This is a genomic window from Pseudomonas sp. 5.2, from assembly GCF_059025405.1.
The window spans coordinates 320,451-346,527 of the sequence record NZ_JBYBHH010000004.1; the positions used below are offsets into that span (position 1 = coordinate 320,451).

The following is a 26,077-nucleotide window of genomic DNA, read 5'->3' on the forward strand; positions in this document are numbered from 1 at the left end:
CCTGCGCTCTTTGACCCTCGCGGCATCGAAGCAAGGACACCGACCAGAGATCACTCCCATGCTCAAATGGTGCTCGCGTTCGATCTTCCTGCAAGTCGTGCTGGGCCTTGCCCTCGGCATTGCCTGCGGCCTCAGCTTCCCCGAAGTCTCCCTGCAACTCAAACCCCTCGGTGACGGCTTTATCAAGCTGATCAAGATGCTCATCGGCTTGATCGTCTTCTGTGTGGTGGTCAGCGGTATCTCCGGTGCCGGCGACTTGAAAAAGGTTGGGCGGATCGGCCTGAAATCAGTCATCTACTTCGAAGTACTGACCACCATCGCCTTGGTGATCGGCCTGGTGTTCGCCTTCAGCAGCGGCATTGGCAGCGGTGCCAACATCCACCTGGACCAGTTGTCCAGCGCCGACGCCAGCAGCTTGGCCGAGCGCGGCCAGCACATCCATGGCGCCACCGCATTCTTCATGGACCTGATCCCGACGTCGGTGATCGGCGCCTTTGCTGACAACAACATCCTGCAGGTGCTGCTGTTCTCGGTGCTGTTCGGCAGCGCGCTGAACCTGGTGGGCGACTCGGCGGCAGGTATTTCGCGGCTGATCAACGAACTTAGCCACGTGATCTTCCGCATCATGGGCATGATCGTGCGCCTGGCGCCCATTGGTGTGTTCGGCGCAATCGCCTTCACCACCAGCAAATATGGCCTCGAGTCGCTGCAGCACCTGGGTGGCCTGGTAGCGCTGTTCTACCTGACCTGCGCCGGCTTCGTGCTGATTGTCCTCGGTACCGTCATGCGCCTGTCGGGCCTGAAACTGCTGCCCCTGATCAAATACCTGCGTGAAGAGCTGACCATCGTCCTCGGCACCGCCTCTTCCGATGCCGTGCTGCCGCAGATCATGCGCAAGCTCGAGCACTTGGGCATTGGTACCTCCACCGTCGGCCTGGTGATCCCGACCGGCTACTCGTTCAACCTCGACGGTTTCTCCATCTACCTGACTCTGGCCATCGTGTTCATCGCCAACGCCACCGGCACGCCACTGGAGATGACCGACCTGTTGACCATCCTGCTGGTCTCGCTGGTGACTTCCAAGGGCGCTCATGGCATCCCAGGCTCGGCGCTGGTGATCCTCGCCGCCACCTTGACCGCCGTGCCGGCCATTCCGGTGGTGGGCCTGGTGCTGGTGCTGGCAGTGGACTGGTTCATGGGTATCGGCCGGGCACTGACCAACCTGATCGGCAACTGCGTGGCCACCGTGGCCATCGCGCGCTGGGAGAAGGACATCGACCTGGAGCGCGCGCAGAACGTACTCGCTGGCAAACCAGGTTTTGCCCACACGCCCCGCAAGCAGCCCAACATCCATCAACAGGAATTCTGATCGAACGCGGCCGGCGGTGACGCCGGCCCTTCCAGGAGCGAACCGTGATCAGCTCATCGACCGTCGTCAACTCAGTGGTGGAAAAACTCCGCCAAGCCCTGGCCCGAGGCCAGTGGCGCTCCGGCGACATGCTGCCTGGCCAGCGCGAACTGGCCGAACAACTGGGCATCAGCCGCCCCAGCCTGCGCGAAGCCGTCACCGTGCTGGAAACCCTGGGCCTGGTGCGCGCGCTGCCCGGTAAAGGCGTGCTGGTGCTGGATGCCGATGCTGCCCTGCAGGAGCCGGGCATCGACACCAGCGCGTCGGCCAGCCTGGCCGATGTACTGGAGCTGCGCTACACCCTCGAGCCCTTCATCGTCGGCCTGGTCGCGCAATCGGCCAACAGCCACGACATCGGCCAATTGCGCCTGACGCTGATGGACATGCGCGAAGCGCTGGAGGCCGATGACAGCGAAGCCGGGGTCAAAGCCTACATCGCCTTGCATGAGGCGCTGTTCGCCCTGACCACCAATCCGATCTTCCAGAGCGTGGTGCAGCAGACCAGCAACGCCCTCAAGCAGAGCGCCGACATGCTGCGCAACTCGCCCGAACACCTGGCCGCACGGCTGAAGGAAAACGATGCCGTGGTGCGCGCCATCCGCGAACGCAACAGCGCCGAGGCCAGCGCCCAGATGCGCCAGCACATCCTTGCCGAAGGCCAGCGCATGGGCATCCAACTCAACATCCCGGACGAACACCCCCGCCCTTGACCCAGGAGAGCGACCATGACCGCCTGCGCCCACGCCGCCCCCCGCCTGCCTGCCTTGCTCGCCGCCGGCGAAACTCGCCTGTCGGCCGACCAGATCTACCCACGGCTGTTCGACGCAATCCTTGAACAGCGCTTGCCGCCGGGTGCACTGCTGCCCGAGCAGGCCTTGGGCCATGCCTTTGGTGTCAGCCGCACGGTGATACGCCGGGTGCTCGGCCGCCTGTCGGACCAACAGGTGGTGGTTCAGCGCCCCAGCCACACCGCGCACCTGGCCGCACCCGACCCCGACCAGGCGCGCCAGGTGCTCAGTGCCAGGCGCCTGGCCGAAACCACCTTGATCACCCTCGCCGCGCAACGCGCCCGGCCGGCGCAGATCCGCCAGCTGCGCCTGCTGGTCGAGCGGGAGCGCCAGCACCACGAAAACGGTGAGCGCTGCGCGGCCATCCGCCTGGGCGGCGAGTTTCACCTGAAGCTCGCGCAGGTCGCCGCCAACGCCCCGCTGGCGCGGTTTCTCAACGGTTTGGTGCCGATGACCTCGCTGATCATCGCCCGCTATGAGTCGCCCTGCTGCGACCACTGTGCCTGGGAAGAACATGCGGCAATCATCGATGCGGTCGAGGCAGGTGATGCCCCCGCAGCGCTGGCGCTGATGCACGAGCACCTCGACCGCCTGCAAGACAAGCTCGACCTGGGCTGAGTTTTTCGTCGTTATAGGAGCGGCCTTTCGCGACGCAAGGCCGCTCCTACTGGCAGCCTTCTCTCTATACTCGAGAAACCACCCCAGCCTCTACCCAGGGAGGCGGCCGCGTGAGCTCGCGTACCCCCTTACTGCTACTGTGCCTGTTGCTGGCCCTCGGCGGCTGTGCGAGCAAGCGCCCGCCCGCCCCGCCACCGCCCGCCGTGCTCACCGCCGCTGCCTGGCAGCGCATCGACCAGGACCTGATCGAGGCTTCGGTCGGTGCCGCCGGGTCGGCCAACGATTACGCCCGCCGCTCGATGCGGGTGTGGAAGGAGCAGGTGCAGCAACGCACCGAGAGCGACTTCATCCCCTGGTTCACCGGCTACTGGACCCAACAATGGCTGACCCTCAAGGTCGCCTGGTACAAGATCGACAGTGGCGAGGGCCGTGAGCCTGCAGAAAAACGCCTAGCGCTTTACCTGCAGGAGCAGTACCACGAACGGGTGATCGAGCCCGTGGCCGAGCAGATCAACCCCGAGGGTATTCGCGACCGGGCCTGTGAACTGTACGTGCAACTGTTCGGCCAGCAACTGCCTGGCATCATCGCCCGCTACAACGCACCGGCTGAGCAATTCAGCCAGCGCCTCAACCGGATACCCGCCATCGCTCTGGGCCCGCCCGCTGCACGCAACGCCAGCCTCTACCAACTGCTGCGGGCCAAGTCGCTAGACCAACAACCGGCTTGGCAAGCCATGCGTGAGCATTTGCACCAACAAGCCAGCAAAGGCCCGGGGCAGACCGACGTGGGCCTGTCGTCGGTGGCCACCCGCGCCAGCGAGAAGCTCGGCGCCACCCTGGCCCCACGCGGCATCGCCAGTGCCGTGGCCTCTGCGGTGGGCAAGGTGGCTGGGGCGATGATCTCGGTGGCGGCAACCGGGTACGGCATGATCACCCACGGCCGTGAACAACCGCAGATGGTCGAACAGTTGCGGGTGATCCTCAACGTGGCGCTGAACCAGGAATGGCAGGAGTTGATGGAGAACCGCCAGAGCGGGGCGATGGCGGGGGTGTATTACCTGTCGGGGCAGGTCGAGGACAGTTTGCTGGCCAGTGCGCCGCGGCCGGTGGAGCAGCCGATAGCGCCGCAGGCGGAACAGCGGCAGGCGCCGTTGTTGATACGCCTGCCGCCTTAGGGTTGCTTGTGCGGGCCTCTTCGCAGCACAAGGCTGCTCACAAGGGGCGTTTCAGCAACCTGTCAGGCAGTGGCCAGCGCCGAGGTGGGCAAGCCGAAGAGCCTGTCGAATGCCCAGTTGTAGGCAAAGGTGTAGCACGGCACCAGGATGATGAACGCCAGGTCCACCAGAAACGCCTCGACCAGGCTCATGTCCAGCCACCAGGCAATCAGCGGAATCAGGTACACCACCAACGTCAGTTGAAAACCGATGGCATGCGCCACGCGCCGGGCCACGCTGCGCCCGCGTTTGGCCTGGCGGGCCTCCCAGCGCTCGAACAGGGTGTTGTAAATCAGGTTCCAGAGCATCGCGATGGTGGTGATCATCACGGCCAATGGCCCGGTGTGGGAAGCCTGGGTGTCTGACAGATACGCCAGCCCGAGGGTGGACATGCACAACCCGATCAGTTCATAGAAAGTCACATAGACCAGTTTGCGTTTGAGCCCCTGCACCTGGGTTTACCTCCAAAGTCAAAAAACGATGGGGGCGAGAATGCTTCAATCTTCTTGACAGTAAAAGTCAGCAGCTGTCAGATCAACTGACAGGAGGCTGCCATGAACTTTTCCAGCGACAATATTCAGCTATTTCTCGCCGTGCTCGACCGCGGGTCGTTCTCCGCTGCCGCACGCGCCCTGCACCGGGTGCCGTCGGCCGTGAGCATGGCCATCGGCAACCTTGAGGCAGAGCTTGGGTACAGCCTGTTCGAACGTGGCCCGCGCGAAGTGCGGGCGACGGCCCAGGCCTTGGCCCTGGAACCTCACGCCAGGTTGATCGCCGAACAACTCGGGCTGCTGCAGGTGCATGCCCTGGAGTTGTCCCAGGGGCTTGAGAGCAGCCTGACCATCGCGGTGGTCCCCGACGTCGACCATCGCCCGCTATTAAGCGCCATCGCCCAGCTCGGTGAGCGCTACCCGCTGCTGGACATCGCGCTGCTCAGCGCCCCCCAGGAAGAAGCCCTGCACTTGCTCGACAGTGGCCGCGCCGACCTCTGCGTGGCCTTCGCCGGCCTGCAGGTCGATGCCCGTCGCGGCTTCCAGTACATCGGCATGGAGTCGCTGGTGGCTACCCTGTCACCCACCCATCCGGCGCTGCTCGACGCACGCATTCACTACCTTGAAGACCTGATCAATGTGCGCCAGATCCTGGTGCGCAGCCGCGACCTGCCGTTGACCGACCCGCGCGCCCTGATCGGTGCCACGCACTGGTCCACCGACAGCTTCGACGTCGCCCTGCAGATGGTCGAGGCCGGCCTGGGCTGGGGTGACTTGCCGCTTTCGCGCATTGCACCGCTGCTGGCGGCCGGGCGGCTGGTGCGGCTGGATTTTCGCAATACCCGTAATGAACTGCAGTTGCCCGTGCACATCCTGTGGCGCAAGCAGCACCCGCTGCGCCAGGCGGCGCGGCTGTTGATCGAACAGCTGTGTAAACGCTGAATGCCGTTCGTCGAAACGGCCTAAAGAAATTTCGCTAAGTGTTTCAATTTTTTACCCCTCAAGCCGATAGCCAGACGACAGGGCGCAGCGCGTCATGAGTGCGCTATGCCCTCCCCCCTGATTGGCTCAAGGTCTCGAAACATGAACCTGAAATTTCGCCACAAGATCCTGCTCAGCGCGTGCGGCGTCGTGGTCCTGGCTTTTGCCCTGTTCACCCTCTACAACGACTACCTGCAACGCAACACCATTCGCCAGAATATCGAGTCCTCGGTGCAGCAATCCGGCGCACTGACCGCCAGCAGCGTGCAGAACTGGATGAGCGGGCGCATCCTGGTGCTGGAAAACCTGGCCCAGGACATCGGCCAGCAAGGCGCCGGTGATACCCTGAACGGCCTGATCGAGCAGCCGTCCTATACGCGTAATTTCCTGTTCACCTACTTGGGCCAGGCCAACGGTGCATTCACCCAGCGCCCAGACGCGCAGATGCCCGCCGGTTACGACCCCCGCCAACGCCCGTGGTACAGCACCGCGGCAAGCGCCGGGCAGACCGTTTTGACCGCACCTTACCAAGGCGCCGTCGGCGGCCTGATGGTCACCATTGCCACCCCCGTGAAGGGCAAAGGCAACGGTGAACTGATCGGTGTGGTCGGCGGCGACGTGACCCTCGACACCTTGGTCGAAATCATCAACTCGGTCGATTTCGGCGGCATCGGCCATGCCTTCCTTGCTGACAGCAATGGCCAGGTCATCGTCAGCCCGGACAAAGACCAGGTGATGAAAAACCTCAAGGACATCTACCCCGGCAGTGGCCTGCGCGTCGCCTCGGGCATGCAGGATGTCACCCTCAATGGCCAGGACCGCCTGATCTCCTTTGCCCCGGTCAACGGCCTGCCGTCGGCCCAGTGGTACATCGGCCTGTCGATCGACAAGGACAAGGCCTACGCCGCCCTTAGCCAATTCCGCACCTCGGCGATCATCGCCATGCTCATCGCCGTGGCCGCCATCGCCGGCCTGCTGGGCTTGTTGATCCCGGTGCTGATGCAACCGCTGACCACCATGGGCCGTGCCATGCGCGACATCGCTGAAGGTGAAGGTGACCTCACCCGCCGCCTGGCCGTGCAGAACAAGGACGAGTTCGGCGAACTGGCGATGTCGTTCAACCGGTTCGTTGAACGCATCCATGCCTCGATCAGTGAAGTGTCGTCGGCCACGCGACTGGTGCATGACCTGTCGGAAAAGGTGGTCAACGCCTCCAACGCTTCGATCACCGGCTCCGAAGAACAGAGCATGCGCACCAACAGTGTGGCGGCAGCCATCAACGAGCTGGGCGCGGCTACCCAAGAGATCGCGCGCAACGCCGCCGATGCCTCGCAGCATGCCAGCGGCGCCAGCGAGCAGGCCCACGGTGGCCGCGAAGTGGTCGAGGAAGCGATCAGTGCCATGACCGCCCTGTCGCAGCGCATCAGCGAATCGTGCGCGCAGATTGAAACGCTCAACGCCAGCACCGACGAAATCGGCAAGATTCTCGATGTGATCAAAGGCATTTCCCAGCAGACCAACCTGCTGGCGCTCAACGCCGCCATCGAAGCCGCGCGTGCCGGTGAAGCCGGCCGTGGCTTCGCCGTGGTCGCCGACGAGGTGCGCAACCTGGCGCACCGCACCCAGGAGTCGGCCGAAGAGATCCATCGCATGATCACCAGCCTGCAAGTGGGCTCGCGCGAGGCGGTGCATACCATGAACACCAGCCAGGTCTCCAGCGAACAGACCGTGCAGGTGGCCAACCAGGCCGGTGTGCGCCTGGCCAGCGTGACCCAGCGCATTGGCGAGATCGATGGCATGAACCAGTCGGTGGCCACTGCCACTGAAGAGCAGACTGCCGTGGTCGAGAGCCTCAACCTGGACATCACCCAGATCAACGCCCTCAACCAGCAAGGCGTCGAGAACCTGAACGAGACACTGCTGCACTGCGATCAGCTGGCCCAACAGGCTGGCCGACTGAAGCAGCTGGTGGGCAGCTTCAGAATCTAACTGTCACGTTCGCCAGCAAGCCCTCTCCACACCCCTGTGGGAGCGGGCTTGCCCGCGAATGAGCTGCGCAGCAACCCCGCTACACCACCACCGCTTTTACCGCCTTACCCCGCCGCACCCAGGCCAGCAACACCGCCGCCATCAGCACAAAACCCAGGTAGCCAAACAGCGGATACACCTCGCCCACCAGGCTGATGAACCCCACCAGGCTACAGCCAAACGCCACCACCCCGGTCACCACCGAGCCCCAGCGAAACGTCGCCGTGCCCGCCGGCAACAGCCGCGAAAGGAACGAGAACATAGTGCCCACCGCCGTGTTCACGATCATGCCGAAAATGATCAGGCACATCACCAGCCCCAACAGCGGCGACACCTCATTGGCAATCGACAGCATCGGCATCGGCAGATCGGCGACGCTGTCCAGGCGCGACAACAGCCCGGCGCTCATCACCAACATCAAGCCACCGAGCGCTGCACCGCCCAGCAACCCGCCCCACACTGCAGTCTTCTCGCCCTTGGCCGAGCCCCCCAGAATGGCCAGGATCGGCGCACCGGCAACGATGTTGTAGGACACATACAAGAACGCGCCCAACAGCCAATGACGGGTACCGGCCTGCTGCTGGCTCGCCAGGTGATCGAGGTCGGCAAAGCTCTGCTCGCGGGTAAACACTGCGTACAGTGCAATCGCCGACGCCACCAGGATCAACAACGGGGTGATCGCGCCGATGGCCAGGATCACCTTGCGCACGTCCAGGCACACGATGCCCACCACCACGACCGTCATCAGCACGCTGCCGGTCAACGCCGGGATGCCGAACTGCTGCTCCAGCAGTGCACCCCCACCGGCCAGCATGACCACGGTGACGGCGAACATGAAGAAGGTGATCAGCCAGTCGACGAACAGGCCCAGGTGACGGCCACAGATGGCCTGTATCACATCCTTGTGCGATGTGGCCCGCAGCCGGTTGCCCAAGCCCGCCAGGGCCATGCCGAGGAAGGTGAACAAGGCGGCGCTGACCAGCGCGCCGACCAGCCCCCATACCCCGAAATCGACAAAGAACAACAACAGTTCCCGCCCCGAAGCAAAGCCCGCCCCCACGATCACGCCAACGAAGGCCCCGGCGATTTTCAGCTGCTCTTGCATGTGAACCTCTGGTTTTATTGTTGTTGTGCGTCACTGCGGCAAAGAACCCCTGTAGGAGCAGCCTTGTGCTGCGAAGAGGCCTTCAGCACCACAGCAATGCCATGGGCATCTGGCCACCTTACGCAGCACTAGGCTGCGCCTACAATTTCCTGCTGGATCAGTGAACGGTTACGCTTGGCCGATAAACGCCTGCACCTCGATCTCCACATCCACCCCCAGCGCCAACGCCGAGGCCACCGTCGAACGAACCGGCAAGGCGGCGCCGAAGAATTCCTTGTAAACCTCGTTGAAGCCGGCGAAGTGGCTCATGTCCGACAGCCACACCGTGGCTTTCACCACTTGATCGAAGCGTGCCCCGCACGCCTCCAGGCTCTCGGCGATGCGTTCGCAGGCCGCGCGGGTCTGGGTCTGGATATCACCCCGTACCACTTCGCCGCCGGCACTCATCGGTACTTGGCCAGACAGAAACAGGAAGCCGCCGGCTTTTACCCCACGGGAAAACGGAAATGGCAGGCTGCTGGGAAAACGCTGGATATCATTGCTCATAAAAAGCTCCTTTCAGGGTTGCTGGAAACGTGCCGGGGACAAGCGTTCAGGCGCCACCCCCTGGCTGACAAGGCTAGGGCACAGCGGCTGGCCAAGCAGCAGGTCAGCTGCCAGGCGCGAAGCACCTGCGGCCGACTGGATGCCATAGCCACCTTGCGCCGCCAGCCAGAAAAACGCAGGCATGCGTGCATCAAAACCAATCACCAGGTCGCCATCGGCAACAAACGAACGCAAACCGGCCCAACTGTGGCTTGGGCGGCGGATAGTCAGCGTGGTCATGGCTTCGATGTTGTAGATGCCCAACGCCACATCGAGCTCTTCGGGCGCGGCATCCTGGGGTTCGACCGGGTCGGCGTTGGCGGGCGAGCCGAGCAGTTGCCCGGCGTCGGGCTTGAAATAGAAGCTCTCGTCGACGCCAATCACCGCTGGCCAACGGGCGAAGTTTTGCTCGGCGGGGCCGGGGAAAGTAAACGCGCTGCGGCGGCACGGCTGCAGGCCGATGGGCGCCACGCCGCATTGCTCGGCGACGCGGTCGGCCCAGGCACCTGCCGCATTGACCAGTTGATGAGCCTGGACACAGCTGCCATCGCTCAATTCCACCTGCCACACGCCATCGAGCAAGCGGGCCTTGGCCAATTCCGCGTTGCAGCGCAGTTCACCCCCGGCAGCCCGATAGCCGCGCAAAAACCCTTGGTGCAGCGCGTGTACATCCAGGTCCATGGCGCCTGGCTCTAGCACCGCGCCGGCCACGACCTCGGGCCGCAGGCTCGGCACCAGCGCCAGCGCCGCGTCGCGGTCGAGCAGGCTGACTTCAGTGCCATTGGCCAGGTTCTGCGCATGGGTCTGTTCGAGCAGTTGCTGTTGTTCATGGCTGGCGACATAGAGGCAGCCGCGCGGCTCAAGCAAAGGGTGTTCGCAGAAGCCTGCGGGCGGCGCTTCGTAGAACGCGCGGCTGGCACGGGTCAGTGCCTGAATCTGCGGCGTGCCGTAGGCCTCCATGAACATGGCCGCCGAGCGCCCGGTCGAGTGATAGCCAGGCTGTGACTCGCGCTCGAGCAGCAGCACCCGTTGCTGGCCACCCAGGCGATAACCCAAGGAGGCGCCGGCAATGCCTGCGCCGATGATCAGGGTGTCGTAGATCGGGGTCATGCACGCTCCTGCTTCGATAATTATCATTTATGAGAATTCTAATATATGAGAATTTAGAAATGCGCAAGGGTCCAAGGTAATATGCCCGACCAACGCCGTATGCCGAGTGCCCCGAATGCCCGATGACCGTCCCGATGCACTGCCCTTGCTAGACCGCGCCGCCGTCGGCAGACGCCTGCGCCAAGTGCGCAAGGCGCGCCAATTGACCCTCAAGCAATTGTCCGAAGCCAGCGGCGTGCCGGTGTCGACCTTGTCGAAAATGGAGCTTGCCCAGGTCTCGGTAAGTTACGAAAAACTGGCCGCCGCTGCCCGCGCGCTGAATGTCGATATCGCGCAGCTGTTCCGTGCCAGCGGCACGGCGGATACGCCGGTGCCGGTCACCGTGGTGGTGGACTCACTGGCCGCGGTGGCAGGCTACGCGACGGGTACCTACGACTACCACCCGATCGCCGGTGCATTCCCCGAGCGGCGCATGACACCCGCCTATGCCCGCATCATCGCCCGCGAACGCGGGCAGTTCGACGACTTTATCCGCCACCCAGGCCAAGAGTTCGCACTGGTGCTCAGCGGGCGTGTGCGCATTGAGTTCGAGACGGGTGAAGCCGTCAGCATCGGCCCGCAAGAGACGGCCTACTTCAATAGCCAGGTGGGGCATATCTACCTGTCGGAAAGCGAAGACGGCGGTGATGCGCAGGTGATGGTGGTCATGACGGACCGCTAAGCGGTGCCGCACAGGCACCACGCAGTTATAACCTAATAACGAACTAGTCTATTTGGCTATTAAAAATTCTATATGCTGGCTTCCATCCGATAACGGGCAAAGTTGGGCAGTCGAGTAGCGTATGGATGTAGGTTCTTTCGGTTTCACCCTTGCCGGGCTGGTCGTGGGTTTCATCGTCGGTATGACCGGCGTAGGTGGCGGCTCGCTGATGACCCCTATTCTTTTGTGGTTTGGCATCAACCCGGCCACCGCTGTCGGCACCGACCTGCTTTATGCCGCCATCACCAAGGCCAGTGGCGTCTGGGTGCATGCCCGCAACAAGAACATCGACTGGAAAATCACCGGCCTGCTGAGCCTGGGCAGCGTGCCCGCCGCCGCACTCACCCTGTGGTTCCTCAGCACCCTGCATACCGACACCTCGGCGCTCAACGCCATCATCAAACAAGGCCTGGCCGTGGTGTTGATCCTCACCGCACTGGCCATTCTGTTCAAATCGCGCCTGCAGGCATTCGCCAGCCGTCATGCCGGTGACCACTATCACCTCAGCGACCGCAGCCTGAACACGCTGACCGTGCTCACCGGCGTCGTGCTGGGGGTCATGGTCACCCTGACCTCCATCGGCGCTGGCGCATTGGGCACCGTGGCCTTGTTCCTGCTTTATCCCTTCCTGGTGACCCGCCGCCTGGTCGGCACCGAAATCGCCCACGCGGTACCGCTGACCTTGGTCGCGGGCCTGGGCCACGCCGGCATGGGCAACATGGACTGGTCGCTGTTGGGCTACCTGCTGCTCGGTTCGCTGCCGGGTATCTACATGGGCAGCCACCTTACCGGGCGGATTTCCGACCGCGTGCTGCGCCCGTGCCTGGCCGCGATGCTGTTGCTGATCGGCTACAAACTGGCCTTCTGACCGCCACCGCTATCAACCCAGACGCAGACGCCACTGCCCGGCGAAGCTGAGTTCAAGGCGCGATAGCGGTAGCACATCAATGCGCTGATGGGCGCTCATCGGACACCCCAATAGCTGGACCAGTACGGCGCGGATGACCATGGGGTGAGTCACCGCCAGCCATTCACCCGGCGTGTCGAACGCCGCTAGCCAAGCCGCCACGCGCTGGCACAGCTGGGCGAACGATTCGCCGCCATGCGGTGTGCTGTCGGGATTTTCCAGCCATTCGGACAACGCCTGTGGATGGGCTGCCTGCAACTGCTTGAGCGGCAAGCCTTGCCAACACCCCAGGTCGCAATCCGCCAATGCCGGTTCGACCCGTGCTTGCGACGATAAAAATGCCGCTGTCTCGCAGGCCCGCCGCTCCGGCGCACTCAGCACCTGCACGGCAGGCCCAGCTGACACGGGCGGTTGCTCAAGCGCCAGGATGCCGTCCTCCGGCCGGGGCAGGCAGCCCGTCTTCTGCGCGTGGGTCAGGGCATGGCAAACGAGGGTCAGGCGAACGGCTTTCACCGGTGCTCTCTTCATGGCAGGCGGGAGCGGATGGTTTAGCATGCCGCCACTTTTTTTGCGCGACGAAATGCGCCTGGCCTGTGCGGATCAAGCCAGCAGCAACATCACACCCCACACCGGCACTGCCGCCGACAAGCCGACGGCCAGCCGCGGCCAGTAGGGCAATAGCATCACCAGCAGCATCCCTGCCAGCGACAGCGCCCCGAACCACGCCACCGGCCCCATGGCCCAACCCCAGGCCTGGGCGCACAGCAGCAGGCTGACCAGCAGCGCCAGCCACCCTGCCCCTCGCAACCCCAGGCGTAGGCCACGTGGGCAGGGCCGATTCCAGACATGCTTGTAATGCCGCTCCAAGCCCTGGCACAACGCGAGCATCCCGACGTAGGCGAACAACATACCGCCTGTAACCCACATCATCATGCGCCCGCCTCCACGCTTCGCCCTGCCCTGGTCTTCTGCGGCGCCGACGCAGCCTGACGTACCCGCCAAGCCACCAGCCCCAACAACACGCCCAACACCATCGCACACGCCACCACACCCAGGCGCATCGCGTCAGCCATGCCACCCAACGCGGCCAAGCCGATGCACAGCAGCGCCACCAACAGCAATTGCTCGACCCAGGCGCGCCGTGCCGGCCTCACCCCCGCGTGCAGCAGCGCCAGCAGCCACGTGCCAAAGAACACGCGCACCTCCCAGTTTTCCCGTTGCACGAGTTCAACCGGCAACAAGCGGCTGGCCCACAGCAGGGCCACGCAGGCCAGTAACAACCCGCTGACGAAGCCGACATTGCACACTTCGGCTACCCGGTACCAGCGCCGCGCCGAAGGCTGCGCCGTGGCGCTGGCATATTTGCGCCCACGCTTGACGCAAAACAGCACCAGCCCACTGGCGATCATCACGCAACTGACCACCCCGCAAATGAAGTACAGCCAACGCATCGGGTAGCCGCCGAACTGGGCAAAGTGAAAACCGACCATCACCCGCTGGGTCAGCGGGGCCGCACGCCACTCAGGCACATCGCTAAGCAGCTCGCCGCTGACGCCATCGAAGACCATCGCCTGGCCTTTGGCGAGGGCGATCCGGTTGCCCAGCTCGGGGCGGATTTCAATACGCGCGCCTGCGGTGTTGGGGTTGCGGATGTTCAAGCCGCCAATCGGCCCCAGCCGCGCCTCGGCCTGGGCCAGCAACGGCGCCACATCAACCAGTTCGCCCGGCTGCCTGGCCAGTTGCCGTGGCTGCTCCAGTCGGGCATTGCCCTGCGCCTGGAAGTACGCGCGGCTGTCGCCTTCGAACAATGCATCGACCCCTGCCGGGATATAGATGAGCATGAAGATCACCAACCCGGTGTAGGTGATCATCAGGTGGAACGGCAGCAACAGCACGGCGCTGGCATTGTGAAAGTCCAGCCATGAGCGCTGGCCCTTGTTGGGCCGGAAGGTAAAGAACTCCTTGAAGATCTTTTTGTGGATCACGATGCCCGTGACCAGTGCCGCCAGCATCACCAACGCCAGCGCACCGACCACGAAGATGCCCCAGTTGCGCGGCAAGTCGAGGGTGAAATGGAAGCGGAAAAAGAAGTTGCCGCCGACACTGTCACGCACCTCGATGGCCTCGCCGGTACGCGGGTCGAGCTGCACGCCACCGCCATGGCGACGTTCGCCGGTGGACACCCGCAACCCGGGCGAACGCTCGGTGGGCAGGCTGATGCCCCAGTTGCCGGCCTTCGGTTCGTGGGCTTGCAGATAGGCAACGGCCCGCCGCGCGGCGTCGGCCTGGGACACCTCGGTTGCCGGGACCTCCGGCTGCATCCAGTGATTGAGCTCCTTGTCGAACACCGCCAGGGTGCCGGTGACGAAGATGGCAAACAGCAGCCAGCCGAAAATCAGCCCGGCCCAGGTGTGCAACCAGGCCATCGATTGGGTGAAGGTATTCTTCATGCCAGCCACCTCAGTGCCTGCGGCCAGAAGCCGATCAGTGCCAGCGGTGCAGCAAGCACCAGCGGCGCCCAGGCACGCACGGCATCACGGCTGGCAAAGGCCCAGAGGATTGCGCCGGTGTAGAAGATGAAGGCTGGCAGGGTCGCGACAATGACCGCGTCGGCGGACGACAGCGGCAGCAACCGGGCCAGGCAGGCACTGGCGGCGTAGCTGAACGCGTAACCGCCCAGCAATGCCGCGGTGCTGCGGGAGAAGATCTGCAGCCAGGCGGGGGCTTGGATCATCGGAAGCTCCTCGAGGGTCTTGGGTGGGCTGCTGCGCATGCCGATCGCCCTGTAGGAGCAGCCTTGTGCTGCGAAGCGGTCGATGACAGCCCCGAGAGTCTTCGCTGTTGTCACCGGCCTCTTCGCAGCACAAGGCTGCTCCTACAGGGGGATTGGGCCGCACCGCGGCCCCGGGATCAGAAGGTGATATTCAACGAAGCAAACACCGCCCGACCCGGCTGGTTGTAAGTGTTGGCGCCCGAGCTGCTGGCATTGCCACCGCGCAGGATCTGCTTATCGAACACGTTGTTCACCCCCACCCGCACGTCATAGTTGGCGTTGAACTTGTACCCTGTGCTCACGTCCACCAGGCCGTAGGCTTCGACATCCTGCTGCGCCTCCTGGTCGTAGCTTTCCTGGGTGCGGTAGTTGTAGGTCGGCGACTTCTGCTTGCCGAAGTAAGTGCCTGCCACCTGGAACGACAGTTTGTCGGTGGCGCGCCAGTCGAGGGTGGTATTGACCGTGTACTCTGGGATCACCGACAGCGGCTCGCCCGTCTCGCGGTTGTCATTGTCGAGCATCCAGGTCAGGTTGGTGTTCCAGTCCAGGGTCGGGCTCAGCTCGATGAAGAAGTTGCCCTCGATCCCTTCCACGCGCGCTTCGCCGGCGTTCTCCCACTGCGTCACGCGGCGGCCACTGTTGATGGTGTAGAGCACATCGGTGTCGCCGATGATCTTGTTCTTGTAATCGTTGCGGAAGTAGGTCGCGCTGGTGCGCCAGGTGCCACGGTCGTACAGCAGGCCGATCTCTTTGTTGACGCTGATTTCTGGCTTGAGGTCGGCGTTGCCCTGTAGGTAGCAACCACCCGAGTTGGTCTGCTGCACGCTGCAACCGTTACCACGGCTGTAGAGCAGGTAGTTGGGGTTGGACTGGTACAGGTTCGGCACCTTGTAGGCGCGGGCGATACCGCCCTTGACCGACAGCGCCTCGGTCAGCTTGTGCGACAGGTTAAGGCTGGGGCTGAAGTTGTCGCCGAAGGTCTCGTGGTGGTCAAAGCGCAGGCCTGGGGTGACGGTGGTGTCGCCGACAATGATGTTGTCTTCGACGAACAGCGCGTAGCTCTTGGCGGTCATCTTCGAGTTGCTGCGGTCGAAGCCGCTGATCGCGTCGTTGCCACCGCCACTGGGGTCAAAACTCTGCGGGCGGAACGAGCCCTGATCGTTGAGCGACTCGTACAGGTATTCGCCACCCAGGGTCAGTACATGCTCGGTGCTGCCCATGGCGAATGGCAGGTTAACTTCGCTGCTCAGACGAGTATTGCGCAGCCGCGACATGGCGGCGCCGCTGTCGTTGATCGCGCCTTCCGGGCCCCCGGCCAAGCCTTCGTTGAGGCGCCAGTTGCGCACGTACTCGTAGGCCAGCGTGGTCTTGCTGGTGCCCCAGGCGAAATCGCCCAGGTGGGTCAGGTCATAGGTGTTGCGCTGCATCACGTTGGTCTCGTGGCCATACAGGCTGGAGATCAGATCGACATTGCTGCCGCCGTTGCTGTTCATGGTGTCGCCAGCATAAATGTTGCCTTGTCGGCTGTAGCCGGCGCTGGTTTCAAAGCGGTGCTCGTCGTTGAGTTTCCAGCTCAGCATCCCGTTGATGTCTTTGTTGCGCACGCCTTCGCGGCCGGCCGACAGCGCACTGTTGGCATGGCTGGCGTTGATGTCCAGGTCGTCGGCGTCGGTCTTGGCCAGGCCACCATACAGGCGGAAACCCAAGTTTTCGGTGAGGCCGCCCCCCAGGTTGAAGTTGGTACGACGGCTGGCCCCCTCGGCGCTGTCTTCGGGCATCTGCGTGTACAGGCTGACGCTGCCTTTGAGCTCATCGGTCGGGCGCTTGGTGATGATGTTGACCACCCCGCCCATGGCGCCAGAGCCGTAACGCGCCGCCGCCGGGCCGCGCAGGATCTCGATGCGCTCGACCGCTTCGGCCGGCACCCAGTTGGTTTCGCCACGGGTATCGCGGTCGCCGTTCCAGCCATAGCGCACCGCATTGCGAGCGCTCGAAGGCTTGCCGTCGATGAGGATCAAGGTGTTTTCCGGCCCCATGCCGCGCAGGTCGATCTGCCGGTTGTTGCCGCGCGCACCGCTGGCACTGTTGCCGGTCAGGTTGACCCCCGGTTCGCGGCGGATCAGTTCGGACAGGTCATTGGCCGGGGGATGACGCTTGATGTCCTCTTCGGTGATGATCGACGAACCCAGCGCCTGCCGCGCTTCGCGCTCGGCGGTGACCAGGGTGTCCTGAATGACCAGCGCGCCTTGCGCAGCAGGCACCTCCAGCACTTCACCGGCGCGTTGCTCTTCAGCCTGGGCGGCAGTCGCGACCATGGCCGGCGAGGCCAACGCAACGAACGCCAGGGCCAGGCTGTTGGGTGAAGGTCTGGATTGCATCGGTACATCTCCTGCGATTCATGAGCGAAAAGGCACATCCCTGCCAGGAAGCCGGCGAGCCCTCGCCCACCGGCCTCGCAACTACAAAGTGGAGGCCAACAGGGGTGGTAAATATAGTGATTCTCAAATGGGTTTAAATCTTATTTACGAAACTTACATGTTTGTAACGGAACTTTGCTGAAACGCCCGTGCTTGCCCTACTCTGTGGCGGCTTCTTTGGCCCTTCGAGACATTGTGTTCATGCTCCCAGCCGCGTTGATTTTCCTGTTCACCCTGACCCTGGTCATCTGGCAGCCCAAAGGCCTGGGCGTCGGCTGGAGCGCCACCTTGGGCGCCGTGCTCGCGCTGGTGTGCGGGGTGGTGTCGCTGCACGACATCCCCACGGTCTGGGCCATCATCTGGAACGCCACGGCGACGTTCATCGCCCTCATCATCATCAGCCTGCTGCTGGACGAAGCTGGCTTCTTCGAGTGGGCGGCGCTGCACGTGGCGCGGTGGGCGGGAGGTGACGGGCGCCGCCTGTTCGCCTTCATGGTGCTGCTGGGGGCCGCTGTTTCGGCGCTGTTCGCCAATGACGGCGCGGCGTTGATCCTTACCCCCATCGTCATGTCGATGCTGCTGGCGCTGCGCTTCTCGCCCGCCGCCACCCTGGCCTTCGTCATGGGTGCGGGCTTTATCGCCGACACTGCGAGCCTGCCCCTGGTGGTGTCGAACCTGGTGAACATTGTCTCGGCGGACTACTTCGGCCTGGGTTTCAACGCCTATGCCTCGGTCATGGTGCCGGTGAACCTGGTGGCCGTGGCAGCCACCTTGTTGGTGCTGAGGGTGTACTTCGGCCGCGATATCCCGCTGCGCTATGCCACCGATGAGCTCAAGCTGCCAGCCATGGCCATCCGAGACCGCGCGACGTTTCGTGTCGGTTGGGTGGTGCTGCTGGCGTTGCTGGCCAGCCTGTTCGTGCTCGAGCCGTTGGGTATCCCGGTCAGTGCCGTGGCCGCGGCCTGCGCGGCCGTACTGTTCGCCGTCGCTGCCCGTGGTCACGTTATTTCCACACGCCGCGTGCTGCGCGAAGCCCCGTGGCAGATCGTGGTGTTTTCACTGGGGATGTACCTGGTGGTCTACGGGTTGCGCAATGCCGGCCTGACCGACTCGCTGGGCAGCGTGCTGAACTGGCTGGCCGGCCATGGGGTATGGGCGGCTTCGCTCGGTACCGGGCTGATTGCCGCGCTGTTGTCGTCGGTGATGAACAACCTGCCCAGCGTGCTGATCGGTGCGCTGTCGATCCATGCCAGCGAGGCGCAAGGCGTGGTGCGCGAAGCGATGATCTACGCCAACGTGATTGGCTGTGACCTGGGGCCGAAGATCACCCCGATTGGCAGCCTGGCCACGCTGCTGTGGCTGCATGTGCTGGCGCGCAAAGGGGTCAGCATCGGCTGGGGGTATTACTTCAAGGTCGGGGTGTTGCTGACGGTGCCGGTGTTGCTGGTGACATTGGCGGCTTTGGCGGTGCGATTGAGTATTTGATAGTGCCTGGACTGCTTCATTAGCAACCACCTGATACAACCTTGCGCTTCGTCATCTAGCCCAACTCTAGCAAAATCCCTACGTCAAGGACGTAGGGATACAGTATGCTAACAATCATTGAAGCCCCACTTTTTTCAAGACAATGGCCCGATTATTGGTCCATAGAAGAGCACGGGGCATTCATGTCCTACCTTGCGAATGACCCTGATGCCGGAACGGTTATTCCCGGCTCAGGGGGATGCCGCAAGGTACGCTGGTGCTTGGACGGCAAAGGCAAACGAGGAGCGGTCCGGGTGATCTACACAGCCCAGCTCACCAACGGTACGTTGGTTGCACTGCTGATTTACTGTAAAAGCGCCACCGAGAATATCCCCGCGCACGTACTGCGCAAGATTGCAAAGGAGCTCACCCATGCCCCTGACTGAAAAAGACCTGATGTTGCGCGATTCCACTCGCAATATCGGTGAAGAATTACTGGAGTCCATCCGGGATGTGAAGGCGGGCCGCTACGGCGCTGTGCACCAGGTGGAGGTGACCGAGGCAGCCGAAGCCCGAAGCAGAACGGGGCTTTCACAGCTCAAATTCGCAGAGCTGCTAGGCGTTTCGGTGCGTACCCTCCAAGAGTGGGAACAAGGCCGCCGCACCCCTTCTGGTGCAGCTCGTTCATTGTTACATATCGCAGCTTCTCGCCCAGACGTGTTCCGCGAGGTTCTGCAGGATCGGTAAATCGGGCTGGACTCAGCTGGGTTTCCGACGATGGGCTGCAATGCAGCCCTCCTCAGACTCAGCGATTAACCCGCCATAACCCGGCCATCTGCGTCGTGAAGCCTGCGCTCATCAACTCGCGCCGCATTGCCCATTCCGCTGCCGCCGGTACCGCTGCACTGCGCAGCGTGCCCCTACCCCAACGTGCGTTGACACCGTCGATCACACCCATTACCCGCTCCGCATGCACCGTCTGCGACGGGGCAAACAAGTCGCCGGTGAATTGCCCACGCTGGCACAGCTCCAGCAACAACACTTCTGCCTTGCTGTAGCGAAAGCCCTGCCGATAGATACGCCCCACCGCCTCCAGGGCCATGCGTGTGAGCAGCCGCACGTCATCTGTCGGATACGGCAACTGCACCACCACGCCGTTGGCGTACTTGGCCTCGTCCGGGTTGAACATACCGGTACGGATGCTGACGCGCATCTTGCTCGCCAGGGAACGCTGGCTACGCAACTTCTCCGAGGCGCGCATCACGTAGGTGGCCACGGCTTCCTTGATGGGTGCCAGCTCGGTCAGGCGCTTGCCGAACATGCGGCTGCAACAGATTTCCTGGCGTGGCGGGTCGATGTCCTGCAGTTGCAGGCACGGCGTGCCCGCCAATTCGCGGGCGGTCTTTTCCACCACCACGCTGAAGGTCTTGCGCAGCAGGCCTGGATCGGCGCGTGACAAGTCCCAGGCGGAGCGGATTCCCATGCCCTGCAGGTGCGCGGTGAGGCGTTTGCCGATGCCCCAGACCTCGGACACGTCGCACTTCTTCAACACCCACTCACACTGCGACGCGATGCGCAGGTCGACCACCCCACCGCTGTGAACGGCCCAGCGTTTGGCCGCGTGGTTGGCCAGCTTGGCCAGGGTCTTGGTACCCGCGATGCCGACGCCGACGGGGATGCCGGTGTGCTTGAGCACCCGCTCGCGGATGCCGCGGCCCAGGTAGTCGAGGTCTCCGGGTACGCCGGTCAGGTCGGCGAAGGCTTCGTCGATTTAAAGGAAAGATTAGCAGCTATGGACATACTCCCGCATCTTGTCGCCTGTGGCTTGAGCCTACAGCGAGGATGTCCATAGCAAAGCGTCAATTCCACTGATTTTTCTCGATCTATGTCCATAGCTATCAGCCACCTACCACCGGTGGCCAACCTACGCAGGGATGCGTACGTGACAAGCTGCTGCCCTGTCCCTGCCAGGTGGCAGAGGCGTCCTGCTACCATTGTTATGGGCTGTCGGTGATGAAATCCGGTTATTTGGACAGCCACCATTTGGGACCTGTAGTTCGCGAAATCATGCTAGCCTGCGAAATATCAAAGGGCCAGCAGTACGTAACCGAAAAGGTCACTCTCCGTATTGGCCAGCTCTCCGGTCCTACCGCTGATCAAGCGGGAATTTTTCTCAGATCCACAACAGATTTCCTTATGGGCATGCGCAGCGGCTTCATAGACTGATGCGCGAGTCTCGACCTCCCTGACCCCATGCGTAACTCATTTAGCTCCACGCTTTCCATGTGAGGGAGGCAAACCAGGATCCTTCCTCAATCGCTTCGCTAGGCCGAGAAACCGGCAAGAGCAACTTCAAGCCGATGACCTAGCTGACAGATATAGACTTCCCCAGAGCGCCAACGCGCCCATCATCGCCATTAGCAACAACATCATAGAGGTGCCCTGAGCGCTCAACACAAAGGCTGCAGCAAATGGACCTGCAGCCTGCACTACTCCAGTGGTACGCATCGACGCAGTTCGCTGGCCATCGAGACCATGAATACCCGCGCCGAACAGGAGCAGCCGAGACTGGCTCCGTCCATCGAAAGACATCTTGCATGCTAGCATTCCAGTGATGCATGATGCGTTCATAAATACAAACAAGCGGTGCCCATCATGGTCAGCATTGCGTGCAAAGCCCCCTCAGCCTTCACGTCATTCCTCCACGTGAAGCGGTCCTCCAAAGGCCGCCATCATGGCAGGTCTTATCCGAATCGTTTTCCCAAGCAGTTAAGTCCTTTCGCTTTCTTGAGCTAGAGGTGTCTGCCTGTTTTGTGCCCACGGCCTCTGGCCCAATGAAAATAAGGAAAATAGAAAATGAACATGATGAAAGCTGCCCGTCTGCATAAGGTTGGCCCGACCTTCCAGCTCGACTCGATCGAGGTCCCGAAACCACGTGCACACGACGTAGTTGTTGAGGTCAAGGCTTGCAACTTGGTGCCTAACCTTCGCAATGTCATCGAGAGCTACTCCACCTGGTTCCCCTACCTCCCCCTCCCGAAGCTGCCGGCGGTCTACGGTTTGGACGCTGCAGGCATTGTTAAAGAAGTGGGTGAAGGCGTGCACGGCATCAAAGTCGGAGACCGGGTGTACGTGAACCCCGGCCGTAGCTGCGGCTCCTGTCATGCCTGCCTGCGCGGTCAGCACATCAACTGCACCGCATTTACCTTCCAGGGCTACTTCGGGTTTGGGCCAGGCTCCCAAGAAATCTTTGAAGACTACCCCTACGGCGGATTGTGCCAATACATGACCGCGCCGGCGTCGGGCTTGGTCAAGCTCCCGGAAGCTATCACCTTCGAGCAAGGGTGCCGGTTTGGCTATCTCGGCACCGCCTATTCGGCCCTTCGCAAAGCTGGCGTGTGCTCTGGCCAGTCTGTGCTGATCAGTGGCGCCACCGGTACGCTCGGACTTGGAGCCGTCCTGCTTGCCCTGGCGATGGGGGCTACAAAAATCTTCGCGATGGCTCGCAACCGCCAATTGTTGGAGCGAGTTCGCGCTCTCGCCCCAGATCGCATCTTCGCTATTTCTGTCGGCGATGAGCCACTGGGGGATTGGGTTCGGAAGCACACAGATGAACTCGGTGCTGACGTCTTCATCGATGCGGTGGGCCCAGGCGCTCCTCATGAGCTTACCGTTGAGGCAATTGGTGCGCTTCGCCGCGGCGGTCGCATGGTGGATATCGGGGGTATGTCTGAGGACCTGCCGGTGCCGATGTTCAAACTCATGTGCTTCCAGATCAGCGTAATCGGCTCCCTCTGGTTCACTGTGGCAGAGGGTCAGGACATGGCCGAAATGGCTGCCGCTGGCACTTTGGATCTTTCGGTCTTCGACCAGGAGGTCTTCGCCATCGAACAGGTCAACGAGGCAATGGATGCAATAGCAGACCGCAAAGGCGGTTTCACCAACGTTGTAATCAATCCCAGCCTGACCTGAACCGCAGCGCCGCTCGATCGGGCGGCGCTCAATCGGAGACCGAACATGAAAGTGAGACGAGTGGTTGCAGGTACGCAGAATGGTAAAGCTGTGTTCCTATCCGACGGTTTAGCGCCTCAGACCTATGAATACAAAAAGGTTCCGGGATTCGCTACCTCTTTAATTTGGCAAACGGTGGCGTCTCCGACCGTTCCTGAAGTATTTGACGACCCAGTTCAAGCCACCTCTTCCCTGCTGCCTCAGCCTGGAGAAACCAAATGTCTGGCGGTGAGTTTCCCGCCTGACTCAATCTTCCAGTCCTCGGATTTCAATCCCGAGGAGGCTCATGCTGAGCAGCAACGCCACCTACTCGGACTGTATGAATGCTTCGATCCTGAGCGACCAGGTATGCACGCTTCTCCGACAATTGACTATGGCATTGTGGTCAAAGGCCCTCTCGTTCTAGAGCTGGACGACGGCCAGATAAGGGAGCTTGCGAGCGGAGACGTCGTGGTGCAGCAAGGCAATATCCATGCTTGGCGAAACCCTGGCACCGAACCTGCGCTGGTAACATTCGTCCTTATTGGGGCACACACCAAGCTGTAAAAATACATAGGATAATAACAATGAAAAGTTATGTAACACGCGCTGGCGTTACCAGCGCGCTCGGATGCTCTTTGCTCGTTACTTCGCTCTGCTACGGAACTGAAAATGGAGATACCGTTTGGCCGTTAGGTGTACAGACCGTTCTTCCGGCGATCTTGCCTCCCCCAGGTGAAACCTCTTTGTACAGCTATACCGCCTATTACAAGGCGGACAGTTTTAAAGATAACAGCGGCAAATCCTCTGTACCCGGATTCAGTTTGGAAAACTTTGTTCAAGCCATTCGAGTAGTGCACACATGGGACGTTAAATTCGATAGCGGCGTTACACTCAGCAGTGGAATTATCGGTTCAGCGAACAAGATCAAGGTTGAGGCATTCGGAAATAGCGATACCGACTCCGGTTTCAGGCAACTGTATCTGACCCCTCTGTATGTCGGCTACTCGCCTTCCGAAAACTTGCATTTGCTAACGGGATTCAGCGCCTTCGTCCCATTGGGAAACTATGACGGCAATAAGTTAGCGAATAGCCCTACAGGCAATGCTAGCTATACTCAGGAATTCGACCTAACCTGGTTCCCCCATCCTAACTGGGAGGTGTCGATTGCACCAACCTTCACTATCAATGCGAAGAACGACGACACCGACTATCGCTCAGGCAACGTGTTCAACATTGACTACCTGCTCGGCTACAGGCTGCAGTCGAATCCTCAGGTTCAGTTAGGCTTGGTGGGTTATTACACCAAGCAGGTCACCGACGATCGCTACGACCATGGTGACCTCGATGACGGGAATCGGTTGAGCAAATTCGCCGTTGGCCCACAGATCTTCTATGCGTTCGATCAGAAGTCAGGAGTCGTCCTCAAGTGGATGCGTGAGACCGCGGTCAAAAACGGCCCAAAAGGCGACTCGGTATGGGTTGAGTTCGCCTTCCCACTATGAGGCGAGCTTCGCTTCCTCAGACATTTTAGACACGACGTCCTTCGCCACACTGTGAATATGGCTCGCAGCCGCATTGGCTGCGGCCTTTTTGTTCCTCGTTTTCAGCGCTGCAAGAATCTCATCGTGTTCATCAGTAGCAGCATCCAAATGCACTTGAAAGCCACAAGTCTGCACGATGAAAAAGTCGGACAGCTCAAAATTTGCTACTTGGCGTGCCGAGAGTATTGGCGATTTCGCCATTGCATGCAGCACACGATGGAATTCGACGTTTAAAGTTCGATAACTGTCTGCAGCATCGCTGTGAGCTGGATTGATACTTCTAATTTTGTCGTTGAGCTCGGACATACGCAGCACTTCATCAGGGGAGCCACGTTCAGCAGCAAGCCCTGCGATAAGCGCTTCATTGTTCGCAAACATTTGGTAGAAGTCATCGACCTCCAATCGTGTAGGGTGCACGACCTCACATCCAACCTGGGCGGTGATCACGACAAAGCCCCTTTCCTGCAGGCTGTTCAGTGCGGTCATGATTGGCTGACGACTGACACCAGTCTCTTCGCCAATTTCTTTTACGAGGATCTTTTCGCCGAACGCATACCTACGATTCAGCAGCCGCTCCAAAATGTGCTGATAAATAGCGGTCTTCTTGTTTGCCACTTGCATCGGTGTGGTTTTCCTAGGGCTGAGTGCGCGGTTCAACATTTCGCTAACTGGCTTGCATACTAGCATTTCGGATAGTAAACCAGATTTTTGCACCCATCGCTTCGTCATCCGTCGCAACCCAGTTCGTATGGCGAGGATCCATCCGACGATGAGCGGGCATCGTCAAGCTTGCATGCTAGCATTCTAGCGTGCATGATGATCAGGCAGACAAAAACAAATCTACCTGCATGGCGTTGCCCCCCTGCCGTTGTGAGGCATTGAGGAAAACGCTCATGCCGTCCCAGTGCGAGGCGGCCTGCCTGGGGCACGACGTAAAGGTTTCGTATCGATGAACGCTTACCTGCATTGCCTATCGCACACACCCCTCATTGGGCATTTCGATCCGCCCAAGAACGTGCTCGATGAAGTGGATGAGGTGGTCCGCGCTGCCCGTGCACGCATCGCCGCTTTCGATCCTGAGCTCGTGGTGCTTTTCGCTCCAGACCATTACAACGGATTCTTCTACGATGTCATGCCCCCTTTCTGCCTGGGCATGGCCGCTGAAGCCATCGGCGATTTCGGCTCGCTTGCCGGCACCCTTTCTGTCCCCAAATCCATCGCAGAAGCTTGCGCTGAATCTCTGCTGAGCAATGGCATCGACATGCCAGTTTCGTATCGCATGCAGGTCGACCACGGCTTCGCTCAGCCGCTCGAATTCCTTCTTGGCGGTTTGGACAAATATCCGGTCTTGCCGATCTTCGTGAACTGCGTGGCCCCGCCTCTGCCTACCTTCGAGCGAGTCAGACTGATGGGTGATGCGGTCGGTCGATTCACCCGCACTCTGAACAAGCGGGTGCTGTTCCTGGGATCGGGAGGCCTTTCACACCAACCGCCAGTTCCAGAGTTAGCCAAAGTTGATGCCCGGATGGCTGATCGGCTCATGGGCAGTGGACGCAATCTGCCAGAAGACGAGCGCACAGCCCGCTCTCAACGAGTGGTCATCGCAGCTGAGCGGTTTGTCGAAGACCAGAACACCCTGCATCCGCTGAATCCCGAGTGGGATCAGTACTTCCTCGACGTTGTTGAGCAGGACCTTTTGAGCGACCTGGATCACCTCCCCAACGCACACCTTTCCGAATTGGCCGGTAAATCCACGCATGAGGTCAAGGCCTGGGTCGCAGCCTTCTCAGCGCTCGCTGCCCACGGCGCATACACCGCGACAGATCGCTATTACCGAGAGATCCCAGAGTGGATCGCAGGTTTCGGCTCAATCAGTGCGCACTCTCAGCGCTAA

The 26,077-nt window shown here is 61.5% G+C and carries 25 protein-coding genes and 1 pseudogene; 15 read left to right on the top strand and 11 right to left on the bottom strand.

All coding sequences use genetic code 11. From position 1 onward, the window contains the following. Positions 1 to 58: 58 nt before the first annotated feature. The 4 genes from AC5PZ0_RS09145 to AC5PZ0_RS09160 all read left to right on the top strand — a co-directional run bounded on the left by AC5PZ0_RS09145 (position 59) and on the right by AC5PZ0_RS09160 (position 3,989). A complete protein-coding gene (locus AC5PZ0_RS09145; protein ID WP_099429945.1) occupies positions 59 to 1,369 on the top strand; it encodes a C4-dicarboxylate transporter DctA in 1,311 nt (436 codons plus the stop codon). A 44-nt stretch (positions 1,370 to 1,413) separates the two neighbouring features. Next, on the top strand, positions 1,414 to 2,118 hold the full coding sequence (locus AC5PZ0_RS09150) for a FadR/GntR family transcriptional regulator (protein WP_099453459.1): 705 nt from the start codon (positions 1,414 to 1,416) through the stop codon (positions 2,116 to 2,118). A 15-nt stretch (positions 2,119 to 2,133) separates the two neighbouring features. Further along, entirely contained in the window at positions 2,134 to 2,814 is a 681-nt protein-coding gene (locus tag AC5PZ0_RS09155) for a GntR family transcriptional regulator (protein ID WP_027593970.1), read from the top strand. Positions 2,815 to 2,924: 110 nt separating this feature from the next. Next, a complete protein-coding gene (locus AC5PZ0_RS09160; RefSeq protein ID WP_274887026.1) occupies positions 2,925 to 3,989 on the top strand; it encodes a hypothetical protein in 1,065 nt (354 codons plus the stop codon). A 62-nt stretch (positions 3,990 to 4,051) separates the two neighbouring features. Here the strand turns inward: AC5PZ0_RS09160 and AC5PZ0_RS09165 are convergent, their stop codons facing one another. Further along, on the bottom strand, positions 4,052 to 4,480 hold the full coding sequence (locus tag AC5PZ0_RS09165) for a PACE efflux transporter (protein WP_027593972.1): 429 nt from the start codon (positions 4,478 to 4,480) through the stop codon (positions 4,052 to 4,054). A 102-nt stretch (positions 4,481 to 4,582) separates the two neighbouring features. On the opposite strand from AC5PZ0_RS09165, the gene AC5PZ0_RS09170 reads away from it, so the two are divergent. Together AC5PZ0_RS09170 and mcpA are read left to right on the top strand one after the other, a co-directional pair. Beyond that, the gene (locus AC5PZ0_RS09170; protein ID WP_099453457.1) at positions 4,583 to 5,461 is read left to right on the top strand and encodes a LysR family transcriptional regulator; all 879 of its coding nucleotides are present in this window, start codon (positions 4,583 to 4,585) and stop codon (positions 5,459 to 5,461) included. A gap of 141 nt (positions 5,462 to 5,602) precedes the next feature. Continuing rightward, on the top strand, positions 5,603 to 7,489 hold the full coding sequence (gene mcpA / locus AC5PZ0_RS09175) for a methyl-accepting chemotaxis protein McpA (protein WP_493854733.1): 1,887 nt from the start codon (positions 5,603 to 5,605) through the stop codon (positions 7,487 to 7,489). Between the two features lie 79 nt (positions 7,490 to 7,568). Here the strand turns inward: mcpA and AC5PZ0_RS09180 are convergent, their stop codons facing one another. The 3 genes from AC5PZ0_RS09180 to AC5PZ0_RS09190 all read right to left on the bottom strand — a co-directional run bounded on the left by AC5PZ0_RS09180 (position 7,569) and on the right by AC5PZ0_RS09190 (position 10,328). Beyond that, complete coding sequence (locus AC5PZ0_RS09180; protein ID WP_099429949.1) at positions 7,569 to 8,633, bottom strand: YkvI family membrane protein; 1,065 nt, start codon at positions 8,631 to 8,633, stop codon at positions 7,569 to 7,571. A gap of 168 nt (positions 8,634 to 8,801) precedes the next feature. Continuing rightward, entirely contained in the window at positions 8,802 to 9,179 is a 378-nt protein-coding gene (locus tag AC5PZ0_RS09185) for a RidA family protein (RefSeq protein ID WP_027593976.1), read from the bottom strand. Positions 9,180 to 9,191: 12 nt separating this feature from the next. Then, positions 9,192 to 10,328 (bottom strand): NAD(P)/FAD-dependent oxidoreductase, encoded by a 1,137-nt coding sequence (locus AC5PZ0_RS09190; protein WP_493854734.1) that lies wholly within the window; start codon positions 10,326 to 10,328, stop codon positions 9,192 to 9,194. A 115-nt stretch (positions 10,329 to 10,443) separates the two neighbouring features. Between AC5PZ0_RS09190 and AC5PZ0_RS09195 the strand changes: the two genes are divergently transcribed. Both AC5PZ0_RS09195 and AC5PZ0_RS09200 read left to right on the top strand, forming a co-directional pair. Continuing rightward, positions 10,444 to 11,049, top strand: a complete 606-nt coding sequence (locus AC5PZ0_RS09195; protein WP_033694146.1) for a helix-turn-helix domain-containing protein — start codon at positions 10,444 to 10,446, stop codon at positions 11,047 to 11,049. A 121-nt stretch (positions 11,050 to 11,170) separates the two neighbouring features. Further along, positions 11,171 to 11,956, top strand: a complete 786-nt coding sequence (locus AC5PZ0_RS09200; protein WP_027593979.1) for a sulfite exporter TauE/SafE family protein — start codon at positions 11,171 to 11,173, stop codon at positions 11,954 to 11,956. 12 nt (positions 11,957 to 11,968) lie between these two features. Here AC5PZ0_RS09200 and AC5PZ0_RS09205 read toward each other — a convergent pair whose 3' ends face one another. The 5 genes from AC5PZ0_RS09205 to AC5PZ0_RS09225 form a co-directional block, all read right to left on the bottom strand. Beyond that, entirely contained in the window at positions 11,969 to 12,508 is a 540-nt protein-coding gene (locus tag AC5PZ0_RS09205) for a histidine phosphatase family protein (RefSeq protein ID WP_099429954.1), read from the bottom strand. 87 nt (positions 12,509 to 12,595) lie between these two features. Beyond that, positions 12,596 to 12,928, bottom strand: coding sequence for a DUF3325 domain-containing protein (locus AC5PZ0_RS09210; RefSeq protein WP_027593981.1), 333 nt, complete (start codon positions 12,926 to 12,928; stop codon positions 12,596 to 12,598). Further along, on the bottom strand, positions 12,925 to 14,445 hold the full coding sequence (locus AC5PZ0_RS09215) for a PepSY-associated TM helix domain-containing protein (RefSeq protein WP_493854735.1): 1,521 nt from the start codon (positions 14,443 to 14,445) through the stop codon (positions 12,925 to 12,927). Before AC5PZ0_RS09215 ends, AC5PZ0_RS09210 begins: the two co-directional genes overlap by 4 nt. Continuing rightward, a complete protein-coding gene (locus AC5PZ0_RS09220; protein WP_027593983.1) occupies positions 14,442 to 14,729 on the bottom strand; it encodes a hypothetical protein in 288 nt (95 codons plus the stop codon). Before AC5PZ0_RS09220 ends, AC5PZ0_RS09215 begins: the two co-directional genes overlap by 4 nt. Before the next feature lie 176 nt (positions 14,730 to 14,905). Beyond that, entirely contained in the window at positions 14,906 to 17,146 is a 2,241-nt protein-coding gene (locus tag AC5PZ0_RS09225; protein WP_493854736.1) for a TonB-dependent siderophore receptor, read from the bottom strand. Positions 17,147 to 17,386: 240 nt separating this feature from the next. Between AC5PZ0_RS09225 and AC5PZ0_RS09230 the strand changes: the two genes are divergently transcribed. The 3 genes from AC5PZ0_RS09230 (at position 17,387) to AC5PZ0_RS09240 (ending at position 19,396) form a co-directional block, all read left to right on the top strand. Next, positions 17,387 to 18,670 carry an arsenic transporter gene (locus AC5PZ0_RS09230; RefSeq protein ID WP_027593985.1) on the top strand — a complete coding sequence of 428 codons (1,284 nt, stop codon included), beginning with the start codon at positions 17,387 to 17,389 and terminating at the stop codon, positions 18,668 to 18,670. Positions 18,671 to 18,774: 104 nt separating this feature from the next. Continuing rightward, complete coding sequence (locus tag AC5PZ0_RS09235; protein ID WP_099429957.1) at positions 18,775 to 19,095, top strand: transcriptional regulator; 321 nt, start codon at positions 18,775 to 18,777, stop codon at positions 19,093 to 19,095. Next, the gene (locus tag AC5PZ0_RS09240) at positions 19,082 to 19,396 is read left to right on the top strand and encodes a helix-turn-helix domain-containing protein (protein ID WP_099429958.1); all 315 of its coding nucleotides are present in this window, start codon (positions 19,082 to 19,084) and stop codon (positions 19,394 to 19,396) included. The genes AC5PZ0_RS09235 and AC5PZ0_RS09240 overlap by 14 nt, the downstream gene beginning before the upstream one ends. A gap of 58 nt (positions 19,397 to 19,454) precedes the next feature. Here the strand turns inward: AC5PZ0_RS09240 and AC5PZ0_RS09245 are convergent. After that, positions 19,455 to 20,420 (bottom strand): annotated as a pseudogene (locus AC5PZ0_RS09245) (Y-family DNA polymerase); the annotation flags it as partial. A 1,085-nt stretch (positions 20,421 to 21,505) separates the two neighbouring features. Here AC5PZ0_RS09245 and AC5PZ0_RS09250 point away from each other — a divergent pair. The 3 genes from AC5PZ0_RS09250 to AC5PZ0_RS09260 are packed head-to-tail and all read left to right on the top strand — an operon-like array spanning position 21,506 to position 24,144. Further along, positions 21,506 to 22,621, top strand: coding sequence for an alcohol dehydrogenase catalytic domain-containing protein (locus tag AC5PZ0_RS09250; RefSeq protein WP_493854737.1), 1,116 nt, complete (start codon positions 21,506 to 21,508; stop codon positions 22,619 to 22,621). Between the two features lie 45 nt (positions 22,622 to 22,666). After that, complete coding sequence (locus tag AC5PZ0_RS09255) at positions 22,667 to 23,206, top strand: cupin domain-containing protein (protein WP_493854738.1); 540 nt, start codon at positions 22,667 to 22,669, stop codon at positions 23,204 to 23,206. Positions 23,207 to 23,226: 20 nt separating this feature from the next. Further along, positions 23,227 to 24,144 (top strand): SphA family protein, encoded by a 918-nt coding sequence (locus tag AC5PZ0_RS09260; protein WP_493854739.1) that lies wholly within the window; start codon positions 23,227 to 23,229, stop codon positions 24,142 to 24,144. Here the strand turns inward: AC5PZ0_RS09260 and AC5PZ0_RS09265 are convergent. Continuing rightward, a complete protein-coding gene (locus tag AC5PZ0_RS09265) occupies positions 24,139 to 24,804 on the bottom strand; it encodes a GntR family transcriptional regulator (RefSeq protein ID WP_493854740.1) in 666 nt (221 codons plus the stop codon). The two genes, AC5PZ0_RS09260 and AC5PZ0_RS09265, sit on opposite strands and share 6 nt — an antisense overlap. A gap of 328 nt (positions 24,805 to 25,132) precedes the next feature. Here AC5PZ0_RS09265 and mhpB point away from each other — a divergent pair, with 328 nt between their 5' ends. Further along, complete coding sequence (gene mhpB, locus AC5PZ0_RS09270; RefSeq protein ID WP_493854741.1) at positions 25,133 to 26,077, top strand: 3-carboxyethylcatechol 2,3-dioxygenase; 945 nt, start codon at positions 25,133 to 25,135, stop codon at positions 26,075 to 26,077.

What these genes read in the sequence shown, in the direction of transcription:
- AC5PZ0_RS09180 (WP_099429949.1), bottom strand. Translation starts at nt 8,633, where the DNA reads ATGCAAGAGCAGCTGAAAATCGCCGGGGCCTTCGTTGGCGTGATCGTG.
- AC5PZ0_RS09155 (WP_027593970.1), top strand. Translation starts at nt 2,134, where the DNA reads ATGACCGCCTGCGCCCACGCCGCCCCCCGCCTGCCTGCCTTGCTCGCC.
- AC5PZ0_RS09255 (WP_493854738.1), top strand. Translation starts at nt 22,667, where the DNA reads ATGAAAGTGAGACGAGTGGTTGCAGGTACGCAGAATGGTAAAGCTGTG.
- AC5PZ0_RS09210 (WP_027593981.1), bottom strand. Translation starts at nt 12,928, where the DNA reads ATGATGATGTGGGTTACAGGCGGTATGTTGTTCGCCTACGTCGGGATG.
- AC5PZ0_RS09230 (WP_027593985.1), top strand. Translation starts at nt 17,387, where the DNA reads ATGCTCCCAGCCGCGTTGATTTTCCTGTTCACCCTGACCCTGGTCATC.
- AC5PZ0_RS09235 (WP_099429957.1), top strand. Translation starts at nt 18,775, where the DNA reads ATGCTAACAATCATTGAAGCCCCACTTTTTTCAAGACAATGGCCCGAT.
- mhpB (WP_493854741.1), top strand. Translation starts at nt 25,133, where the DNA reads ATGAACGCTTACCTGCATTGCCTATCGCACACACCCCTCATTGGGCAT.
- AC5PZ0_RS09200 (WP_027593979.1), top strand. Translation starts at nt 11,171, where the DNA reads ATGGATGTAGGTTCTTTCGGTTTCACCCTTGCCGGGCTGGTCGTGGGT.
- AC5PZ0_RS09145 (WP_099429945.1), top strand. Translation starts at nt 59, where the DNA reads ATGCTCAAATGGTGCTCGCGTTCGATCTTCCTGCAAGTCGTGCTGGGC.
- AC5PZ0_RS09240 (WP_099429958.1), top strand. Translation starts at nt 19,082, where the DNA reads ATGCCCCTGACTGAAAAAGACCTGATGTTGCGCGATTCCACTCGCAAT.
- AC5PZ0_RS09265 (WP_493854740.1), bottom strand. Translation starts at nt 24,804, where the DNA reads ATGCAAGTGGCAAACAAGAAGACCGCTATTTATCAGCACATTTTGGAG.
- AC5PZ0_RS09190 (WP_493854734.1), bottom strand. Translation starts at nt 10,328, where the DNA reads ATGACCCCGATCTACGACACCCTGATCATCGGCGCAGGCATTGCCGGC.
- AC5PZ0_RS09170 (WP_099453457.1), top strand. Translation starts at nt 4,583, where the DNA reads ATGAACTTTTCCAGCGACAATATTCAGCTATTTCTCGCCGTGCTCGAC.
- AC5PZ0_RS09220 (WP_027593983.1), bottom strand. Translation starts at nt 14,729, where the DNA reads ATGATCCAAGCCCCCGCCTGGCTGCAGATCTTCTCCCGCAGCACCGCG.
- AC5PZ0_RS09195 (WP_033694146.1), top strand. Translation starts at nt 10,444, where the DNA reads ATGCCCGATGACCGTCCCGATGCACTGCCCTTGCTAGACCGCGCCGCC.
- AC5PZ0_RS09250 (WP_493854737.1), top strand. Translation starts at nt 21,506, where the DNA reads ATGAACATGATGAAAGCTGCCCGTCTGCATAAGGTTGGCCCGACCTTC.
- AC5PZ0_RS09185 (WP_027593976.1), bottom strand. Translation starts at nt 9,179, where the DNA reads ATGAGCAATGATATCCAGCGTTTTCCCAGCAGCCTGCCATTTCCGTTT.
- AC5PZ0_RS09260 (WP_493854739.1), top strand. Translation starts at nt 23,227, where the DNA reads ATGAAAAGTTATGTAACACGCGCTGGCGTTACCAGCGCGCTCGGATGC.
- AC5PZ0_RS09225 (WP_493854736.1), bottom strand. Translation starts at nt 17,146, where the DNA reads ATGCAATCCAGACCTTCACCCAACAGCCTGGCCCTGGCGTTCGTTGCG.
- mcpA (WP_493854733.1), top strand. Translation starts at nt 5,603, where the DNA reads ATGAACCTGAAATTTCGCCACAAGATCCTGCTCAGCGCGTGCGGCGTC.
- AC5PZ0_RS09215 (WP_493854735.1), bottom strand. Translation starts at nt 14,445, where the DNA reads ATGAAGAATACCTTCACCCAATCGATGGCCTGGTTGCACACCTGGGCC.